14 protein-coding genes and 3 tRNA genes are annotated in these 13,490 nt (G+C 52.3%); 6 read left to right on the top strand and 11 right to left on the bottom strand.

Going from position 1 to position 13,490, the window contains the following annotated elements; translation table 11 throughout:
- Positions 1-8 precede the first annotated feature (8 nt).
- Positions 9-425 (top strand): cysteine desulfuration protein SufE, encoded by a 417-nt coding sequence (gene sufE / locus BL249_RS10175; protein ID WP_099704765.1) that lies wholly within the window; start codon positions 9-11, stop codon positions 423-425.
- Between the two features lie 100 nt (positions 426-525).
- Positions 526-1,455, top strand: a complete 930-nt coding sequence (locus BL249_RS10170) for a L,D-transpeptidase family protein (RefSeq protein ID WP_241898875.1) — start codon at positions 526-528, stop codon at positions 1,453-1,455.
- 92 nt (positions 1,456-1,547) lie between these two features.
- Here the strand turns inward: BL249_RS10170 and BL249_RS10160 are convergent, their stop codons facing one another.
- From BL249_RS10160 to BL249_RS10135, 6 genes are all read right to left on the bottom strand, one after another.
- A complete protein-coding gene (locus BL249_RS10160) occupies positions 1,548-1,784 on the bottom strand; it encodes a major outer membrane lipoprotein (protein WP_013201929.1) in 237 nt (78 codons plus the stop codon).
- A gap of 308 nt (positions 1,785-2,092) precedes the next feature.
- A complete protein-coding gene (gene pykF, locus BL249_RS10155) occupies positions 2,093-3,505 on the bottom strand; it encodes a pyruvate kinase PykF (protein ID WP_099704768.1) in 1,413 nt (470 codons plus the stop codon).
- 356 nt (positions 3,506-3,861) lie between these two features.
- Positions 3,862-3,938, bottom strand: a tRNA-Val gene (locus BL249_RS10150).
- A gap of 62 nt (positions 3,939-4,000) precedes the next feature.
- Positions 4,001-4,077 (bottom strand) — tRNA-Val (locus BL249_RS10145).
- A 2-nt stretch (positions 4,078-4,079) separates the two neighbouring features.
- Positions 4,080-4,156: transfer RNA gene (locus BL249_RS10140), tRNA-Val, on the bottom strand.
- A gap of 154 nt (positions 4,157-4,310) precedes the next feature.
- Positions 4,311-5,684 (bottom strand): MATE family efflux transporter, encoded by a 1,374-nt coding sequence (locus BL249_RS10135; RefSeq protein ID WP_099704769.1) that lies wholly within the window; start codon positions 5,682-5,684, stop codon positions 4,311-4,313.
- A gap of 229 nt (positions 5,685-5,913) precedes the next feature.
- Between BL249_RS10135 and BL249_RS10130 the strand changes: the two genes are divergently transcribed.
- On the top strand, positions 5,914-6,549 hold the full coding sequence (locus tag BL249_RS10130) for a riboflavin synthase subunit alpha (RefSeq protein ID WP_099704770.1): 636 nt from the start codon (positions 5,914-5,916) through the stop codon (positions 6,547-6,549).
- A 61-nt stretch (positions 6,550-6,610) separates the two neighbouring features.
- On the opposite strand, the gene cfa is transcribed toward BL249_RS10130, so the two are convergent.
- Positions 6,611-7,759, bottom strand: coding sequence for a cyclopropane fatty acyl phospholipid synthase (gene cfa / locus BL249_RS10125; RefSeq protein ID WP_099704771.1), 1,149 nt, complete (start codon positions 7,757-7,759; stop codon positions 6,611-6,613).
- Between the two features lie 289 nt (positions 7,760-8,048).
- Positions 8,049-9,230: a purine nucleoside transporter PunC gene (punC, locus tag BL249_RS10120; protein WP_099704772.1), complete on the bottom strand. Its 1,182-nt coding sequence runs from the start codon at positions 9,228-9,230 to the stop codon at positions 8,049-8,051.
- A 107-nt stretch (positions 9,231-9,337) separates the two neighbouring features.
- Here punC and punR point away from each other — a divergent pair, with 107 nt between their 5' ends.
- The gene (gene punR, locus BL249_RS10115; protein ID WP_099704773.1) at positions 9,338-10,243 is read left to right on the top strand and encodes a DNA-binding transcriptional activator PunR; all 906 of its coding nucleotides are present in this window, start codon (positions 9,338-9,340) and stop codon (positions 10,241-10,243) included.
- A 7-nt stretch (positions 10,244-10,250) separates the two neighbouring features.
- On the opposite strand, the gene purR is transcribed toward punR, so the two are convergent.
- Positions 10,251-11,282 carry an HTH-type transcriptional repressor PurR gene (purR, locus tag BL249_RS10110; protein ID WP_099704774.1) on the bottom strand — a complete coding sequence of 344 codons (1,032 nt, stop codon included), beginning with the start codon at positions 11,280-11,282 and terminating at the stop codon, positions 10,251-10,253.
- Positions 11,283-11,563: 281 nt separating this feature from the next.
- Between purR and cydH the strand changes: the two genes are divergently transcribed.
- A complete protein-coding gene (gene cydH / locus BL249_RS19490) occupies positions 11,564-11,653 on the top strand; it encodes a cytochrome bd-I oxidase subunit CydH (RefSeq protein ID WP_099704775.1) in 90 nt (29 codons plus the stop codon).
- A 100-nt stretch (positions 11,654-11,753) separates the two neighbouring features.
- On the opposite strand, the gene BL249_RS10100 is transcribed toward cydH, so the two are convergent.
- Entirely contained in the window at positions 11,754-12,050 is a 297-nt protein-coding gene (locus BL249_RS10100) for a YciI family protein (RefSeq protein ID WP_099704776.1), read from the bottom strand.
- Between the two features lie 189 nt (positions 12,051-12,239).
- Between BL249_RS10100 and BL249_RS10095 the strand changes: the two genes are divergently transcribed.
- Complete coding sequence (locus BL249_RS10095; protein ID WP_099704777.1) at positions 12,240-12,971, top strand: energy transducer TonB; 732 nt, start codon at positions 12,240-12,242, stop codon at positions 12,969-12,971.
- Positions 12,972-13,019: 48 nt separating this feature from the next.
- Here BL249_RS10095 and yciA read toward each other — a convergent pair whose 3' ends face one another.
- Positions 13,020-13,451, bottom strand: a complete 432-nt coding sequence (gene yciA, locus BL249_RS10090; protein ID WP_099704778.1) for an acyl-CoA thioester hydrolase YciA — start codon at positions 13,449-13,451, stop codon at positions 13,020-13,022.
- Positions 13,452-13,490 lie beyond the last annotated feature (39 nt).

Here is a 13,490-nt window from a genome sequence, read left to right as displayed (position 1 = left end):
AGGAGTAAATGGCAACGTTGCCAGATAAAGAGAAGCTGGTGCGCAATTTTAATCGCTGCGCCAACTGGGAAGAGAAATATCTGTATATTATTGAGTTGGGTGCTGCATTACCAGAATCATCTGATTCCTTGCACCAGCCAGAAAACGCAGTATCCGGCTGCCAGAGCCAGGTCTGGGTTCTGCTTGATCAGGACAGCGATGGTAAAGTCAGCCTGCAGGGTGACAGTGATGCAGCGATTGTGAAGGGGCTGATTGCCGTTGTTTTTATCCTGTATCAACAGATGACCGCCGCTGAAATCGTCGCCTTTGATGTACGACCGTGGTTTGAACATCTGGCGCTGACTCAGCACCTGACGCCGTCACGTACCCAGGGCCTTGAAGCGATGATTCGCACCATTCGCCAACGGGCAGAAAGCCTTTCCTGAGTCAGACTGGCGCTGACTGACGGCAACGTGCTGCCAGTCAGCTGTCATTTATGCTAATTACAGGGAGAGCTGTATGACTACCCGCCGTCGTTTGCTGGTGATGGTTGCTTTTGCTGCTGCTGGCTGGCTGCAGCAGGCAACTGCCACTGAATATCCCTTACCCCCGGCTGACAGTCGCCTGATTGGCGAGAATGTGACGACGGTGGTGGCGGATAATAAACGTCCGCTTGAAGATATCGCCGCGCGCTATAAGGTTGGTTTGCTGGGGATACTTGAGGCCAATCCCGGCACCGACCCCTGGCTGCCAGAGGCCGGCAGCGAGCTCATCATTCCACAACAAATGCTACTGCCTGATACCCGGCGCGAAGGCATTGTGGTCAATCTTGCTGAACTTCGCCTGTATTATTATCCGCCGGGCGAAAATAAAGTCATCGTTTATCCTATTGGCATTGGTCAGCAGGGAGCGATTACTCCCAGTATGGTTACGACTATTAGCCAGAAAATTCCCAATCCGACCTGGACACCAACGCCAAATATCCGTAAACGCTACGCGGAAAAAGGCGTCCGACTGCCTGGGGTTATTCCGGCAGGTCCGGATAATCCGACGGGGCTTTATGCCATGCGCCTGGCATATGGCAAAGGACATTATTTGATTCATGGTACCAATGCGGATTTTGGCATCGGGATGCGTGTCAGTTCCGGGTGTATCCGGTTGCGTCCGGATGATATAGCCACCCTGTTCAGTAACGTGCCGCAAGGTACCCGGGTTCAGGTGATCAATCAGCCGGTAAAATACGCCATAGAACCCGATGGCAAACGTTATATTGAGGTACATCAGCCGCTGTCGCGTTCTGAACAGGATGATCCCCAGACGAAGGTGATTCCCATCAGCCCTGCGTTGAAACGCTTTATTCACAGCAAACAAAGCGACGGGCAGGTCATCAGCGAGGCCCTTAGCCGGCGTTCAGGGATGCCGGTGCTGGTGAATGCAGGGGACGTTGCGCTAAGAGCAGAGGCCATAACAAGGTGACAACAAGCAGCGACAGCAGGCGGCGCAGATTCCGGCCAGCCAGAGACAAAAAAAATGGCGCACAGTGTGCGCCATTTTTCTTACAGGAACTCTTACTTACGGTAAGAGTGAGCCTGGTTGTCCAGACGCTGGTTAGCGCGAGCGGCGTCATCTTTAGCAGCCTGAACGTCAGAACGCATAGCGTTCACGTCGTTGCTCAGCTGGTCAACTTTGGCGTTCAGAGTCTGAACGTCAGTAGACAGCTGGTCGATTTTAGCGTTGCTTGAGCAACCAGCCAGCAGAGTTGAACCCAGGATTACCGCGCCCAGTACCAGTTTAGTACGATTCATTATTTATACCCTCTAGATTGAGTTAATCTCCATGTAGCGTTACAAGTATTACACAAACTTTTTTGCGATGAGAATAAATTTTTGCTGATAACACGCTTAAATTTGATCGTTCGCTCAAAGAAACGGCTGTTAATCGCACAGAAATAAAAAAACAGAGAAAACAGACAGCTTGAATCGGAGCAATCTTAACAAACAGTGTGATTGTCAGGTTAAATTCACCGGTTATTTTCAGAAAAGAAAAGCAGGGGTTATTGTCAAAAAAAAAGCGCCGTGACCGGCGCTGTTACATATTTAAAACCGGCGCTTTACTAAAGGGCATGTACCGATGCGGTATTGGTGGTTCCACTCGGTACCAGTGCACCGGAAACCATCACCACGACGTCACCTTCACGCGCATAGCCGCTGGCCAGCGCGGCCTCTTTACCGAGACGGTAGAAATCATCCGTAGAGGCGATTTTATTCACCAGTGAGGTTTGCACGCCTTTGGTCAGGAGCAGCTGACGGGCAGTGATTTCATTGGTGGTCAGCGCCAGAATGGTGGCGTGCGGGAAGTATTTACGCACAGATTTAGCCGATTTACCGCCTTCCGTTGCCACCACGATCAGCGGGGCTTCAAGATTTTCGGCGGTTTCAACCGCACCACGACAAACTGCTTCAGTGATGCGCATTCTGTGTTGTGGATCTTTAATCTCTATGCGGCTTTTCATCACCGGGTCGGTACGTTCACAGATGGTCGCCATGATACGCACGGCTTCCAGCGGATACTTGCCTTTGGCGCTTTCGCCGGACAGCATTACTGCATCCGTGCCGTCGAGGATAGCGTTGGCGACATCACCGGCTTCGGCCCGGGTCGGGCGCGGGTTTTTAATCATTGAATCCAGCATCTGGGTTGCCGTAATGACTACTTTGCGGGCTTTATTACACTTCTTGATCATCATTTTCTGCGCAAAAATCACTTCTTCAACCGGGATCTCAACGCCGAGATCGCCACGGGCAACCATGATGCCATCTGAGGCTTCAAGAATTTCATCAAAATTATTGAGACCTTCCTGGTTTTCGATTTTGGAAATAATCTGAATATGAGCGCCGCCGTGGGCTTTAAGATGTTCACGAATTTCCACTACGTCAGAACGTTTGCGAATAAAAGACGCCGCAACAAAGTCGACGCCCTGTTCGCAGCCAAAGATCAGGTCGCGCTTGTCTTTTTCTGCCAGTGCCGGCAGCTGAATGGAAACGCCCGGCAGGTTAACGCCTTTATTTTCCCCAAGGTCGCCTCCGTTAAGTACGCGACAGACTACGTTGTTGCCGCTAACCGAGGTCACTTCCATCCCGATCAGGCCGTCATCAACCAGCACGGTATTACCGGTTTTTAAATCACTGGTAAAACCCGGGTAGGTGACGGCTACGCGTTCGCTGTTACCGATCACGCTCTGATCGGTGGTGAAAGTGAAGGTCTGGCCGGCTTGCAGCGTCACGTCTTTACCGCCTTCCAGCTTCATGGTGCGGATTTCCGGCCCTTTGGTATCCAGTAAAATTGCCGCCTGGCGGCCAGTTTTATTCACCACGTTGCGCAGGTTAGCGATACGACGACCATGCTCTTCATAATCGCCATGAGAGAAGTTAAGTCGCATGACGTTCATGCCGGCATCCAGCAGGTCAGTCAGCATCTGTTCAGATTCGGTTTTCGGGCCGATAGTACAAACAATTTTGGTCTTTTTCATGACAATGTTTTCTGTAAGTTGAGATAAATGATGAGTATTTTTCTTCCAGCCTCAGGCTGAAAGAGGAATTGGGTGCGTGGTAACAGGCAACGATACAACGTTAAGAATAGGAGATTGCGATAAAATATGCTGTGGAAGTGATAACAAGGGTTTGCAGAAGGCCAGCGCGCAAGTGCGCAACAAATAGAGAAAGGCAGTAAATCAGGCTCTTCCATAGGCTGAAACCATTCAAATCACTCAAAGGAGGCTATTATAGTCACGAAAATAGCGGAAAACCAATTAAAAGCAGCCGCAGTATTGTGCAGATAACCTGCATTTTTGTTGTGTGTGAAATCAGCGAAAAGACAAGAAAGCGCTGGTGCGTTCTAGAGGACTCGAACCTCCGACCCCCACCATGTCAAGGTGGTGCTCTAACCAACTGAGCTAAGAACGCCAATAAAGACGGTGTGTTTCCTGTGCGCCGACCACGGTGCGGTGTGCATTTGATTTTGCAATTGGTGCGTCCGAGTGGACTCGAACCACCGACCCCCACCATGTCAAGGTGGTGCTCTAACCAACTGAGCTACGGACGCACTGGTGCGTTCTAGAGGACTCGAACCTCCGACCCCCACCATGTCAAGGTGGTGCTCTAACCAACTGAGCTAAGAACGCGGGCTGTGACAGTCGCAATCATTTTAAAAACAGCCTGCTGTCAGCGGGGACGAATATTAGCGGCAGGCTTGACGACTGGCAAGGGGAAAGCGATAAATTTCTGCGTAACTGCTGCGCATCTGTGCAGAACGCAGCAATTTTGCGCGTTATGTCATCAGTGTGCGGCCCGACCAAGAATGCGCTCGGCGGGCTGACGCTGAAGACGGCGGATTCGCCATAGCATCAGTACCGCAGAGGAGCTAAGCCCAATAATAAATCCGCACCAGAAGCCTGCCGGTCCCATTGGCGGAACCAGCCAGTCAGTCAGGGCCAGTATGCAACCACTGGGTAATCCCAGACACCAGTAAGCGATCAGGGTGATAAAGAATATCGCGCGGGTGTCTTTATAGCCGCGCAGTACGCCGCTACCAATAACCTGAATTGAGTCGGAAATCTGATAGATAGCCGCCAGAAACATTAACTGTGCCGCCAGCGCCACCACCGCCGGATTATCGTTATATAGCAGCGCAATGTGCTTACGGAATGTCACGGTAAACAGCGCGGTACAGCAAGCCATTAAAACCCCCACCATCTGCGCCGCCCAGGCCGAAGTATGGGCATCCTCGGTTGAGCCCTGGCCAAGACGATAACCGACGCGAATGGTCGCCGCCACGCCCAGTGACAGCGGGATAACAAACATCAGTGAACTGAAGTTCAGGGCGATCTGGTGACCAGCGACGTCGACAATACCCATTGGCGATACCAGTAGCGCCACCACGGCAAACAGCGTCACTTCAAAAAACAGCGCCAGCGCAACCGGCAGACCAAGAGAGAACAGACGGCGCAGCACCTGCCAGTCTGGTCCGGGTAGCGACGGGGTCTGGTGAATATCCCGCAGAAACGCGGCGCGCCGGCACCATGCTTTCATGGTAATAAACATGACCCAGTAAACTGAAGCGGTGGCCACACCGCAACCGACCCCGCCCATCGCCGGCATGCCAAAATGACCATAGATAAAGATGTAGTTAACCGGAATATTCACCAGTAAGCCGAGGAAGCCGAGTACCATCCCCGGCTTAGTTTTTGACAAGCCTTCGCACTGATTGCGCGCGACCTGAAAAAACAGATAGCCTGGCGCGCCCCACAACAGCGCACGCAGATAGCGCACCGCCTTATCGGCGAGCTGGGCATCAATGTTGTGCATTGCGTAGATAACAAAGCCAGCATTGAACAACACCACCATGACCCCCACAGACACCATACCGGCCAGCCAGTATGCCTGACGGACCTGATGAGCAATCAGGTGACGTCTTCCGGAGCCGTTTAGCTGGGCAACCACCGGCGTTAATGCCAGTATCAGTCCGTGACCAAACAGAATTGATGGTAACCAGATGGATGTGCCGACGGCGACCGCAGCCATATCGGTCGCACTGACGCCACCGGCCATGATGGTGTCGACAAAGCCCATCGCGGTTTGTGCCACCTGGGCGAAGATGACGGGGATAGCCAGAGCGAGTAACTGACGCGCCTCAATAAAATACTTCTGCACGCATACACCTTTATACGTTTTATATCCTTGATAAGGAGGCGCTCGCTATCAGTACACAGGCAAAAAAGCGCAGCACCGCGCGGATAGTGTAGATGGCGCGAGGGCTTTCGCCAACCGGGCAGGAGAGAAATAAAATGCGCTGCGACGATTTATGCCCTGATATTTGCCGGCTGGCGGCCTGAATGGCACACTACGCGCAGTCAATGATTTTACAAAGAGGCGGTTGAGTATGTTTACCGGGATTGTGCAGGGCATCGCCGAGGTGCTGGCGATTGAAGAAAAACCGAATTTTCGTACCCATATCGTCAGAATGCCGCAGGCCCTGCTGCCGGGGCTGGAAATGGGTGCTTCAGTTGCCCACAATGGCTGCTGCCTGACGGTGACGCAAATTGCCGGTGATAACGTCAGCTTTGACCTTATTAAGGAAACCCTGCGCATTACTAATCTTGGTGAACTCGTCGTTGGCGATAAAGTCAATGTTGAACGCGCGGCCAGGTTTAGTGATGAAATTGGTGGCCATTTAATGTCCGGCCATATTATGACCCAGGCTGAAATTAGCCGGATTGTTCAGTCGGAGCACAATCGTGAAGTCTGGTTCAGACCGCAGTCGGCGGAGCTGATGAAATATATTTTACATAAAGGGTTTATCGGTATTGATGGCATCAGTCTGACGGTGGGTGACGTCACAGCAAGCAAATTTTGCGTTCATCTGATTCCCGAGACCCTTGAGCGCACCACGCTGGGGACTAAGCGACTGGGGCAGTTTGTCAATATTGAAATCGATCCGCATACGCAGGCAATTGTCGATACCGTTGAACGCGTGATGGCGCAGCGAACAGTGGCTGAGCAGCCGCAGGGCAGCTAACGCTGATCTTCAGATGAAAAAAAAGCGGGGGACTCCCGCTTTTTTTCGCGCAACGGCCAGGTTAGTGAGGGACGCGCAGTCCGCCCTCCACGCCACGACTGAACACCACCTGCCACAGCTGTATGTCCCGTGCCCGAAACGCCCCGGCGCAGCAGTTAAGATAGTACGTAAACATGCGCTTAAAGCGCGCGCCATACTTATCCTCCAGCTGGGGCCATGCCTGCAGAAAGCGCTGATACCAGGCCATTAATGTCCGGTCATAATCGGCACCGAAATTGTGCCAGTCTTCCATGACAAAATGTGATTCGGCAGCATTAGCAATATGCCGTACCGAAGGCAGACAGCCATTTGGAAAGATATACTTATTAATCCAGGGATCGACGTTATCGTTGGTTTTATTTGCGCCAATGGTGTGCAGCAGAAACAGGCCGTCGGGTTTCAGGTTACGGTCAACAACGTTAAAGTAGGTTGCATAATTTTTTGGCCCGACATGCTCAAACATACCGACGGAAACAATCCGATCAAACTGCTGGTTAAGGTCGCGGTAATCCTGCAGTAAAATTGTCACATCCAGACCCTGACAGCGCTGCTGGGCCAGTTTTTGCTGCTCGGCAGAAATGGTTACGCCGGTTACCTTAGCCCCGAAGCGGCGGGCCGCAAACTCTGCCAGTCCGCCCCAGCCACAACCAATATCCAGCAGCGTCATGCCTGGCTGTAATTGCAGCTTTTCACAAATCATATTGAGCTTATTGTCCTGGGCTTGTTCAAGGGTTTTTGCTTCTTTCCAGTAGCCGCAGGAGTATTGCATATGGGGATCGAGCATCAGAGTGAACAGGTCATTGCCTAAATCGTAATGCTCTTTACCGACAATCCATGCCCGGCGCCGGGACTGCAAATTGAACAGCCGGGTACCGGCAACGCGCAGCGTGTCACGAAAGTGATGGGGAAGTTGCTGATCTAAATGTACGTTAAGCACGCGATGAAAAAAAATATCGGGGCGTTCACAGTCCCACCAGCCATCCATGTAGGCTTCCCCTAAGCCGAGCGATCCTTCCTGAATAACGCGCTTAAACAGTTCGGGATTATTAACCTGAATATCCCAGGGATGAGAGCCGTTAATTGCAATGTTCGCTTTCTCCAGCATCTCCTGAACGATTCTGTACCAGTGATTGTCCTGTAAGCGCGTTTCTTCTATGCACGATGAACTCATAACCTCTCCATCACCCTGTGGACGGCCTGGAAATAGGGTTATTTCCAGATTAATTTAAGAATAATCACGGGAATCCGTGCGCCTGAAATCTGACGTAAACAGAGGATTGAACCTTAAATTGCGGCAGGGTACGTAAACTGACGTTACGTTTTAGTAATTTTCACGACAGCCCTGTCAGTAAAAGTCTTATCTGGTTATTTTTATAACTGGTTTCGAGTATATGCTTACGGCAGGCAATATTCAATGGATTACCATTAGCAAGCTAATTAATTTAACCGGGCGCACCCGGTTAGTTTTTCAGAGATAGCCGGTCGCTCATCTGTTCCCTGCCTGTGCGCTGAAGCACAAATCCAATAATAGACAATAAAATTGTCATTAGCATGACAATAGTTGTCGTCAGGGTAACGGCGGCGATAAATGACGATACGATCAGACTGGCAAGCGAGCATAAACCGAGCTGCAGCATATTTTGCAGCGCAGCCGCTTTACCGGTGGCCTGTGGCCAGGGGAGCAGAGCGCCGGAAACTGCGATTGGATAAATGGCGCCATTAGCCAGTGCCATGCCACAAAACGGCGTCAGTAATGAAAAAAGCGTTGGCCTGGCTTGCAGTCCGCAGATAAACAGCACAATCACGCTGAGCGCATAAAATGCCAAAAGCCAGGGTAAAAGTCTGCTTGCCGGCAGATGATTAAGCAGAGCGCGGGCGCCGAATCCACCGGCCAGAAAGGCAATGGTCTGTGGAAAATAGCTCAGGCCAATATCAACCGGTTTCAGACCGAGGCCGGCCAGCATTGATGGAGAGCCGGTTAGCCAGGCAAAGAAACTGGCTGAACAGGCTGCGTAAATCAGCACGTTTCCGCTGTAGACCGGGGAGCTAAGTAGCTGCCAGTAGCTTACCGGTTGCTCTTTTTTGCTTTTTGGCCGTGGGGCACGCAGTTTCAGGGTAAACAGCAGCAGGCCGGTTGCGATCAGCATCAAAACAATAAATATGGCCTGCCATGCAAGGTTGTTCAGTAACCATGCCCCTATCAGAGGGGCAAGCGCCGGAGAAAGTGCCACCAGCGGCATAATCGTGGCGAAAATGCGTTTTGCCTGTTGTCCCTTATACCGATCGACCACCAACGCCTGCCAGCTGACGGTTGCAGCGCAGACGCCGAATGCCTGTAAAAATCGTAATAGCAGCAGTTGCCAGGCCTGATCCACCCAGATGATAGCCAGACAGGAAAGGGCGAAAACTGACAGGCCGCAAATCAGAACCGGACGACGGCCCAGACGGTCAGAAAGCGAACCCCAGATGCCCTGAGCCAGCGCAAAGCCGATGAGAAATACGGTTAATGAAGCACTGACGGCCCCGGCAGATGTTTGCAGTCCGTGCGCGATAGCGCCAAATGCAGGCAGATACATATCGGTGGCCAGGAAACCCAGCATGCTTAATAGCGCGAGATAAATGAGAAAACCCAGATTTTGCATAGCGGAAAAAACTCCTTTTTTATAGGGTTGGCAGTTTACTGAGCTGAACTGAAGGTTGTAAAACGCTATAATTTGCGCAGTGCTATCAAAAATTTTGCAGGTAAAATATGTGGTCAGAGCATGTTCTTGAAGTGGTTGATGCCGTGGCGCGCAGCGGAAGTTTTAGCGCTGCTGCCCAGGCGTTGAATCGCGTGCCATCTGCGGTGAGTTATACCGTGCGCCAGCTGGAAAACTGGCTCGGTGTGGCGTTGTTTGAACGCCGGCATCGTGATGTGGTATTGACGCCCGCCGGGAAGATATTCCTTGAAGAAGGGCGTGCTGTTATCAAAATAATGCACGACACACGCCGGCGTTGTCAGCAGCTGGTAAAAGGCTGGCAGGGTGAGCTGACCATTGCCATCGATCGTATTGTCAAACCAGCACGTACCCGGCAGCTGGTATGCGATTTTTATCGCCACTTTCCCGAAATGGAGCTGCATATAAGCCATGAAGTTTTTAACGGTGTATGGGACGCGCTGGCGGATGGCCGGGTTGAGGTGGCAATTGGCGCCACCCAGGCGGTACCGGTAGGTGGCCAGTTTGCTTTTCGCGATATGGGCTACGCTCACTGGCGTTGCCTGGTCAGTGCCAGCCATCCGCTGGCGGCCTTTGATCAACCGCTGAATGAAGAGACAATCCGCGCCTGGCCATCACTGGTAATGGAAGATACTGCCCGGACCTTACCGCGTCGGACAACCTGGACGCTGGATAATCAGCAAAGGCGCGTGGTCCCTGACTGGGAAACGGCGTTTGACTGCCTTGAGGCCGGTCTGGGGGTCGGAATGGTACCCGGTCACCTTGCACGTGCCTGGCAGGTGCGCGGTGCGCTGGTAGAATTGCGACTGGAAACGCCGTTTCCGCCCAGCCCTTGCTGTCTGAGCTGGCGGCAGAACAATGTCTCACCGGCGTTATCCTGGCTGTTGAGTTATCTGGGGGATGCGGACACGCTCAACAGTGAATGGTTGCAGGAATAGGGCGCCGCTACTGCTGACGCCGGTAATCACGAAACGGACCATCGGCCACTGAACGGCGTTCAATCAGGTGCGGATGGACTTCAATGGTTTGAGGCTGAACCCGTTTGTTAAGGATACGATCGAGCAGCATTTCCAGCGCCGTTTCTCCCAGCCGCTCTTTTGGCTGATGGATGGTAGTCAGTGCCGGCGTGAAATAGCGCGCGTTGCGCACATTATCATAACCGATCACCGAAATATCCTGAGGAACCCGCAGGCCGGCTTCGTCAGCGGCACAGATAGCACCCATTGCCATGATATCGCCCCCGCAGAACACCGCGCCAGGTCGTTGCTTGCATGACAAAATTTGCTGCATGGCGCGATAACCCGATTCCGGTTCGAAATCGCCCTGAACAACCCACTCATCGCGCAGGCTGATACCGGATTCATGCAATGCTTTCAGAAAGCCGGCAAAGCGACCGCCGCCGGTATTACGCTCCATCTGGCCGGGAATGGCACCAATATCGCGATGGCCACGCTCAATCAGATAGCGTCCGGCCATGTAACCGCCGCTGAACGCATTATCCAGCACGGTATCGGTAAAATCGCCGCGCGATTCGCCCCAGTCCATTACCACCATCGGGATCGAACGATAGTCTTCCAGCATGGTGATCAGACTATCAGGATATTCAGAGCACATAACCAGCAGGCCGTCGACGCGCTTTTGCGCCATCATAGCCAGATAGGCCTGCTGTTTTTGTAAATCATTATGGGTATTGCCCAGTATCAGGGTATAGCCACGGGTGAAACAGCGATTTTCCACCGCCTGGATAATTTCGGCAAAATAAGGGGCTTCGGTCGCAGTGGCAAGTAAACCGATTGTTTTGGTATGGTTAACTTTCAGACTGCGGGCGACAGCGCTTGGCGAATAATGTAACGCTTTAATTGCCTGCCACACCGCTTCGCGGGTCTCTTCCGCCACAAAGCGCGTTTTATTGATGACGTGGGAAACCGTAGTGGTCGACACTCCGGCTTGTTTTGCCACATCTTTAATTGTTGCCATGAACCGGTGACTCCTGACGTTATTCCGCAAGAATAAGTCTTATGTTAATCGTTTGCCTGGAATACGCCGCTATTGACGCTCCAGAATAACAACTTTTCTTTAATATGTTGCTGCCAGAAACGGCTGGACGCATTGACTTCAGATTTGATACGGCTATCTCGCCGTTGCGCAACGAGGCAACGGATTTTAACAAGGCTGCGGACAGAACACGAGATTTTTACCTGTAAATGTGCCAGAATCAGCGCTGCTGGCGTTTATAAGCGCTTAACAAGGAGAATAAAATGACGACCGATCTGAAAATGGCCTTGCTCACTACAGTTTGTGCACTGGCAGTCATCGTAATTTACGGCCTTACTGCTGCAATGCATTAATTCTTGTCATGCCACAGAAAGGGGGCCGGCAGGCCCCTTTTTTTGTTGTGCTGCAGGTAAGCAAAACCGCTGTGCTTACCCTGTACGGTTGCTTACGCTATCAGAAGACGCGCTTAAACGGTCGCACGGTCACCTGCTGGTAGACGCCCGCTGCGATATACGGGTCAGCGTCAGCCCAGGCTTTTGCCTGCTCAAGCGACTGAAATTCAGCGATAATCACTGAGCCACTGAAGCCGGCAACGCCCGGTTCATTGCTGTCTACCGCCGGCATCGGGCCGGCTACAATCAGGCGACCTTCATCCTGCAATAGCTGCAAACGGGCAAGGTGGGCTGGTCGCACAGCGCTACGTTTTTCCAGTGAATCACTGTTATCTTCAGCAAAAATGACATACAGCACAGGCGGGACTCCTGACGAATAAATCGCTCTGGCAGCGGAAAACATTTTGCTAAAGGTAGTGCAATTTGTCGGGCAAGAAAACATTAACCTCAGCTAAACGCACAAAAAGTGGAACAATGAAGGGTTGTTATTGAAACTGATTGCTATTTGCATTTAAAATTACGCTTTGCTTAAACCACAGTATGAGTTATGACAACCTTGACCTCTTGCGAATTTCCCCGCCGTTCACCGCTTGCTATGCTGGTTTCTGTCATGATGCACGGCGCGCTTGTGGCTGCGTTGTTGTACGCTTCATACCATCACCAACGGCAGAAGCCGGACGCGTCCCAGCCTATCAGCGTGACGCTGGTGGCGCCAGAAGTGCAGCCACAGCCGCAACCTGTGGCGATATCGCAGCCGGAACCTGAGCCCGAACCGCCTGAACCGGTTGTCGAGCCGCCGAAACCTGAACCCGTACCCGTACCAAAACCCCAGCCCGAACCAAAGCCGAAACCGAAACCGGTTAAAAAAACCGTTGTGAAGCCGAAAGAGGTTAAGCCAAAACCGGCACAGAAACCGCTGGCGGATCCCTTTGCGGAAAATCAGACCAGCAAAGCAGTCAAGCCAGCCACCGCGCCAAAAGTTAATCCCTCGCCGGTGAAGTCGGTCGAGAGCGGTCCGCAGGCGATCAGTACGGGTAAGCCCGTCTATCCAGCGCGGGCGTATGCGTTACGTATTGAAGGCCATGTGCGGATTGCTTTTGATGTCAACAATGAAGGACGGGTAGAGAATATCCGTATTCTTGATGCCCGGCCGCAAAATATGTTTGAAAGAGAAGTAAAACAGGCGATGCGGTCATGGCGCTATCAGCCCGGCAGGCCGGGACAAAACATCACCATGAATATTCAGTTTCGCTTTGAAGGTGGTATTAATCTGAACTGACAGGAAAAACAGCGCCTCTGCAACAGCGAAAACTGCTGCAGAGGAGGGCTAGCCGGTGCTCTCATCCAGTGAGAAGTGACTACGGCCTTCCGGCAGTGCGCGCGGCTTGCCTTCGTTGTCGACTGCGACGTAGATAAAAACCGCTTCGGTTGTGCAATAACGCTGGCCGATCGGTTCTGATGAGACCTTTTTAATCCAGACTTCGACGCTGATCGTCATGGAGCTGGTGCCGGTACGGATGCAGCGGGCGTGGCAGCACACCACATCGCCTACCGCTACCGGTTTGAGAAAGGTCATACCGTCAACCCGAACGGTGACAACGCGTCCACCGGCAATTTCTTTCGCCAGGATGGCGCCGCCCATATCCATTTGCGACATCAACCAGCCGCCAAAAATATCGCCGTTGGCATTAGTGTCGGCCGGCATTGCCAGTGTGCGCAGCACCACCTCGCCCTGCGGCAACTTTCTTTCATCACTCATTTACAAGGCTTCCGCTATCAAATGTATCGCACGAGGCGA

This window comes from Erwinia sp. OLFS4 (assembly GCF_002752165.1).
GTDB lineage: Bacteria > Pseudomonadota > Gammaproteobacteria > Enterobacterales > Enterobacteriaceae > Izhakiella.
The sequence above is the reverse complement of the archived record's forward strand: the minus strand, read 5'-3'. Positions and strand labels throughout refer to the sequence as shown.

Excerpts from the sequence above, each read along its gene's own strand:
- cydH (WP_099704775.1), top strand. The coding sequence starts at position 11,564 with ATGACGACCGATCTGAAAATGGCCTTGCTCACTACAGTTTGTGCACTG.
- purR (WP_099704774.1), bottom strand. The coding sequence starts at position 11,282 with ATGGCAACAATTAAAGATGTGGCAAAACAAGCCGGAGTGTCGACCACT.
- BL249_RS10170 (WP_241898875.1), top strand. The coding sequence starts at position 526 with ATGGTTGCTTTTGCTGCTGCTGGCTGGCTGCAGCAGGCAACTGCCACT.
- cfa (WP_099704771.1), bottom strand. The coding sequence starts at position 7,759 with ATGAGTTCATCGTGCATAGAAGAAACGCGCTTACAGGACAATCACTGG.
- punC (WP_099704772.1), bottom strand. The coding sequence starts at position 9,230 with ATGCAAAATCTGGGTTTTCTCATTTATCTCGCGCTATTAAGCATGCTG.
- punR (WP_099704773.1), top strand. The coding sequence starts at position 9,338 with ATGTGGTCAGAGCATGTTCTTGAAGTGGTTGATGCCGTGGCGCGCAGC.
- BL249_RS10130 (WP_099704770.1), top strand. The coding sequence starts at position 5,914 with ATGTTTACCGGGATTGTGCAGGGCATCGCCGAGGTGCTGGCGATTGAA.
- yciA (WP_099704778.1), bottom strand. The coding sequence starts at position 13,451 with ATGAGTGATGAAAGAAAGTTGCCGCAGGGCGAGGTGGTGCTGCGCACA.
- sufE (WP_099704765.1), top strand. The coding sequence starts at position 9 with ATGGCAACGTTGCCAGATAAAGAGAAGCTGGTGCGCAATTTTAATCGC.
- BL249_RS10095 (WP_099704777.1), top strand. The coding sequence starts at position 12,240 with ATGACAACCTTGACCTCTTGCGAATTTCCCCGCCGTTCACCGCTTGCT.
- pykF (WP_099704768.1), bottom strand. The coding sequence starts at position 3,505 with ATGAAAAAGACCAAAATTGTTTGTACTATCGGCCCGAAAACCGAATCT.
- BL249_RS10160 (WP_013201929.1), bottom strand. The coding sequence starts at position 1,784 with ATGAATCGTACTAAACTGGTACTGGGCGCGGTAATCCTGGGTTCAACT.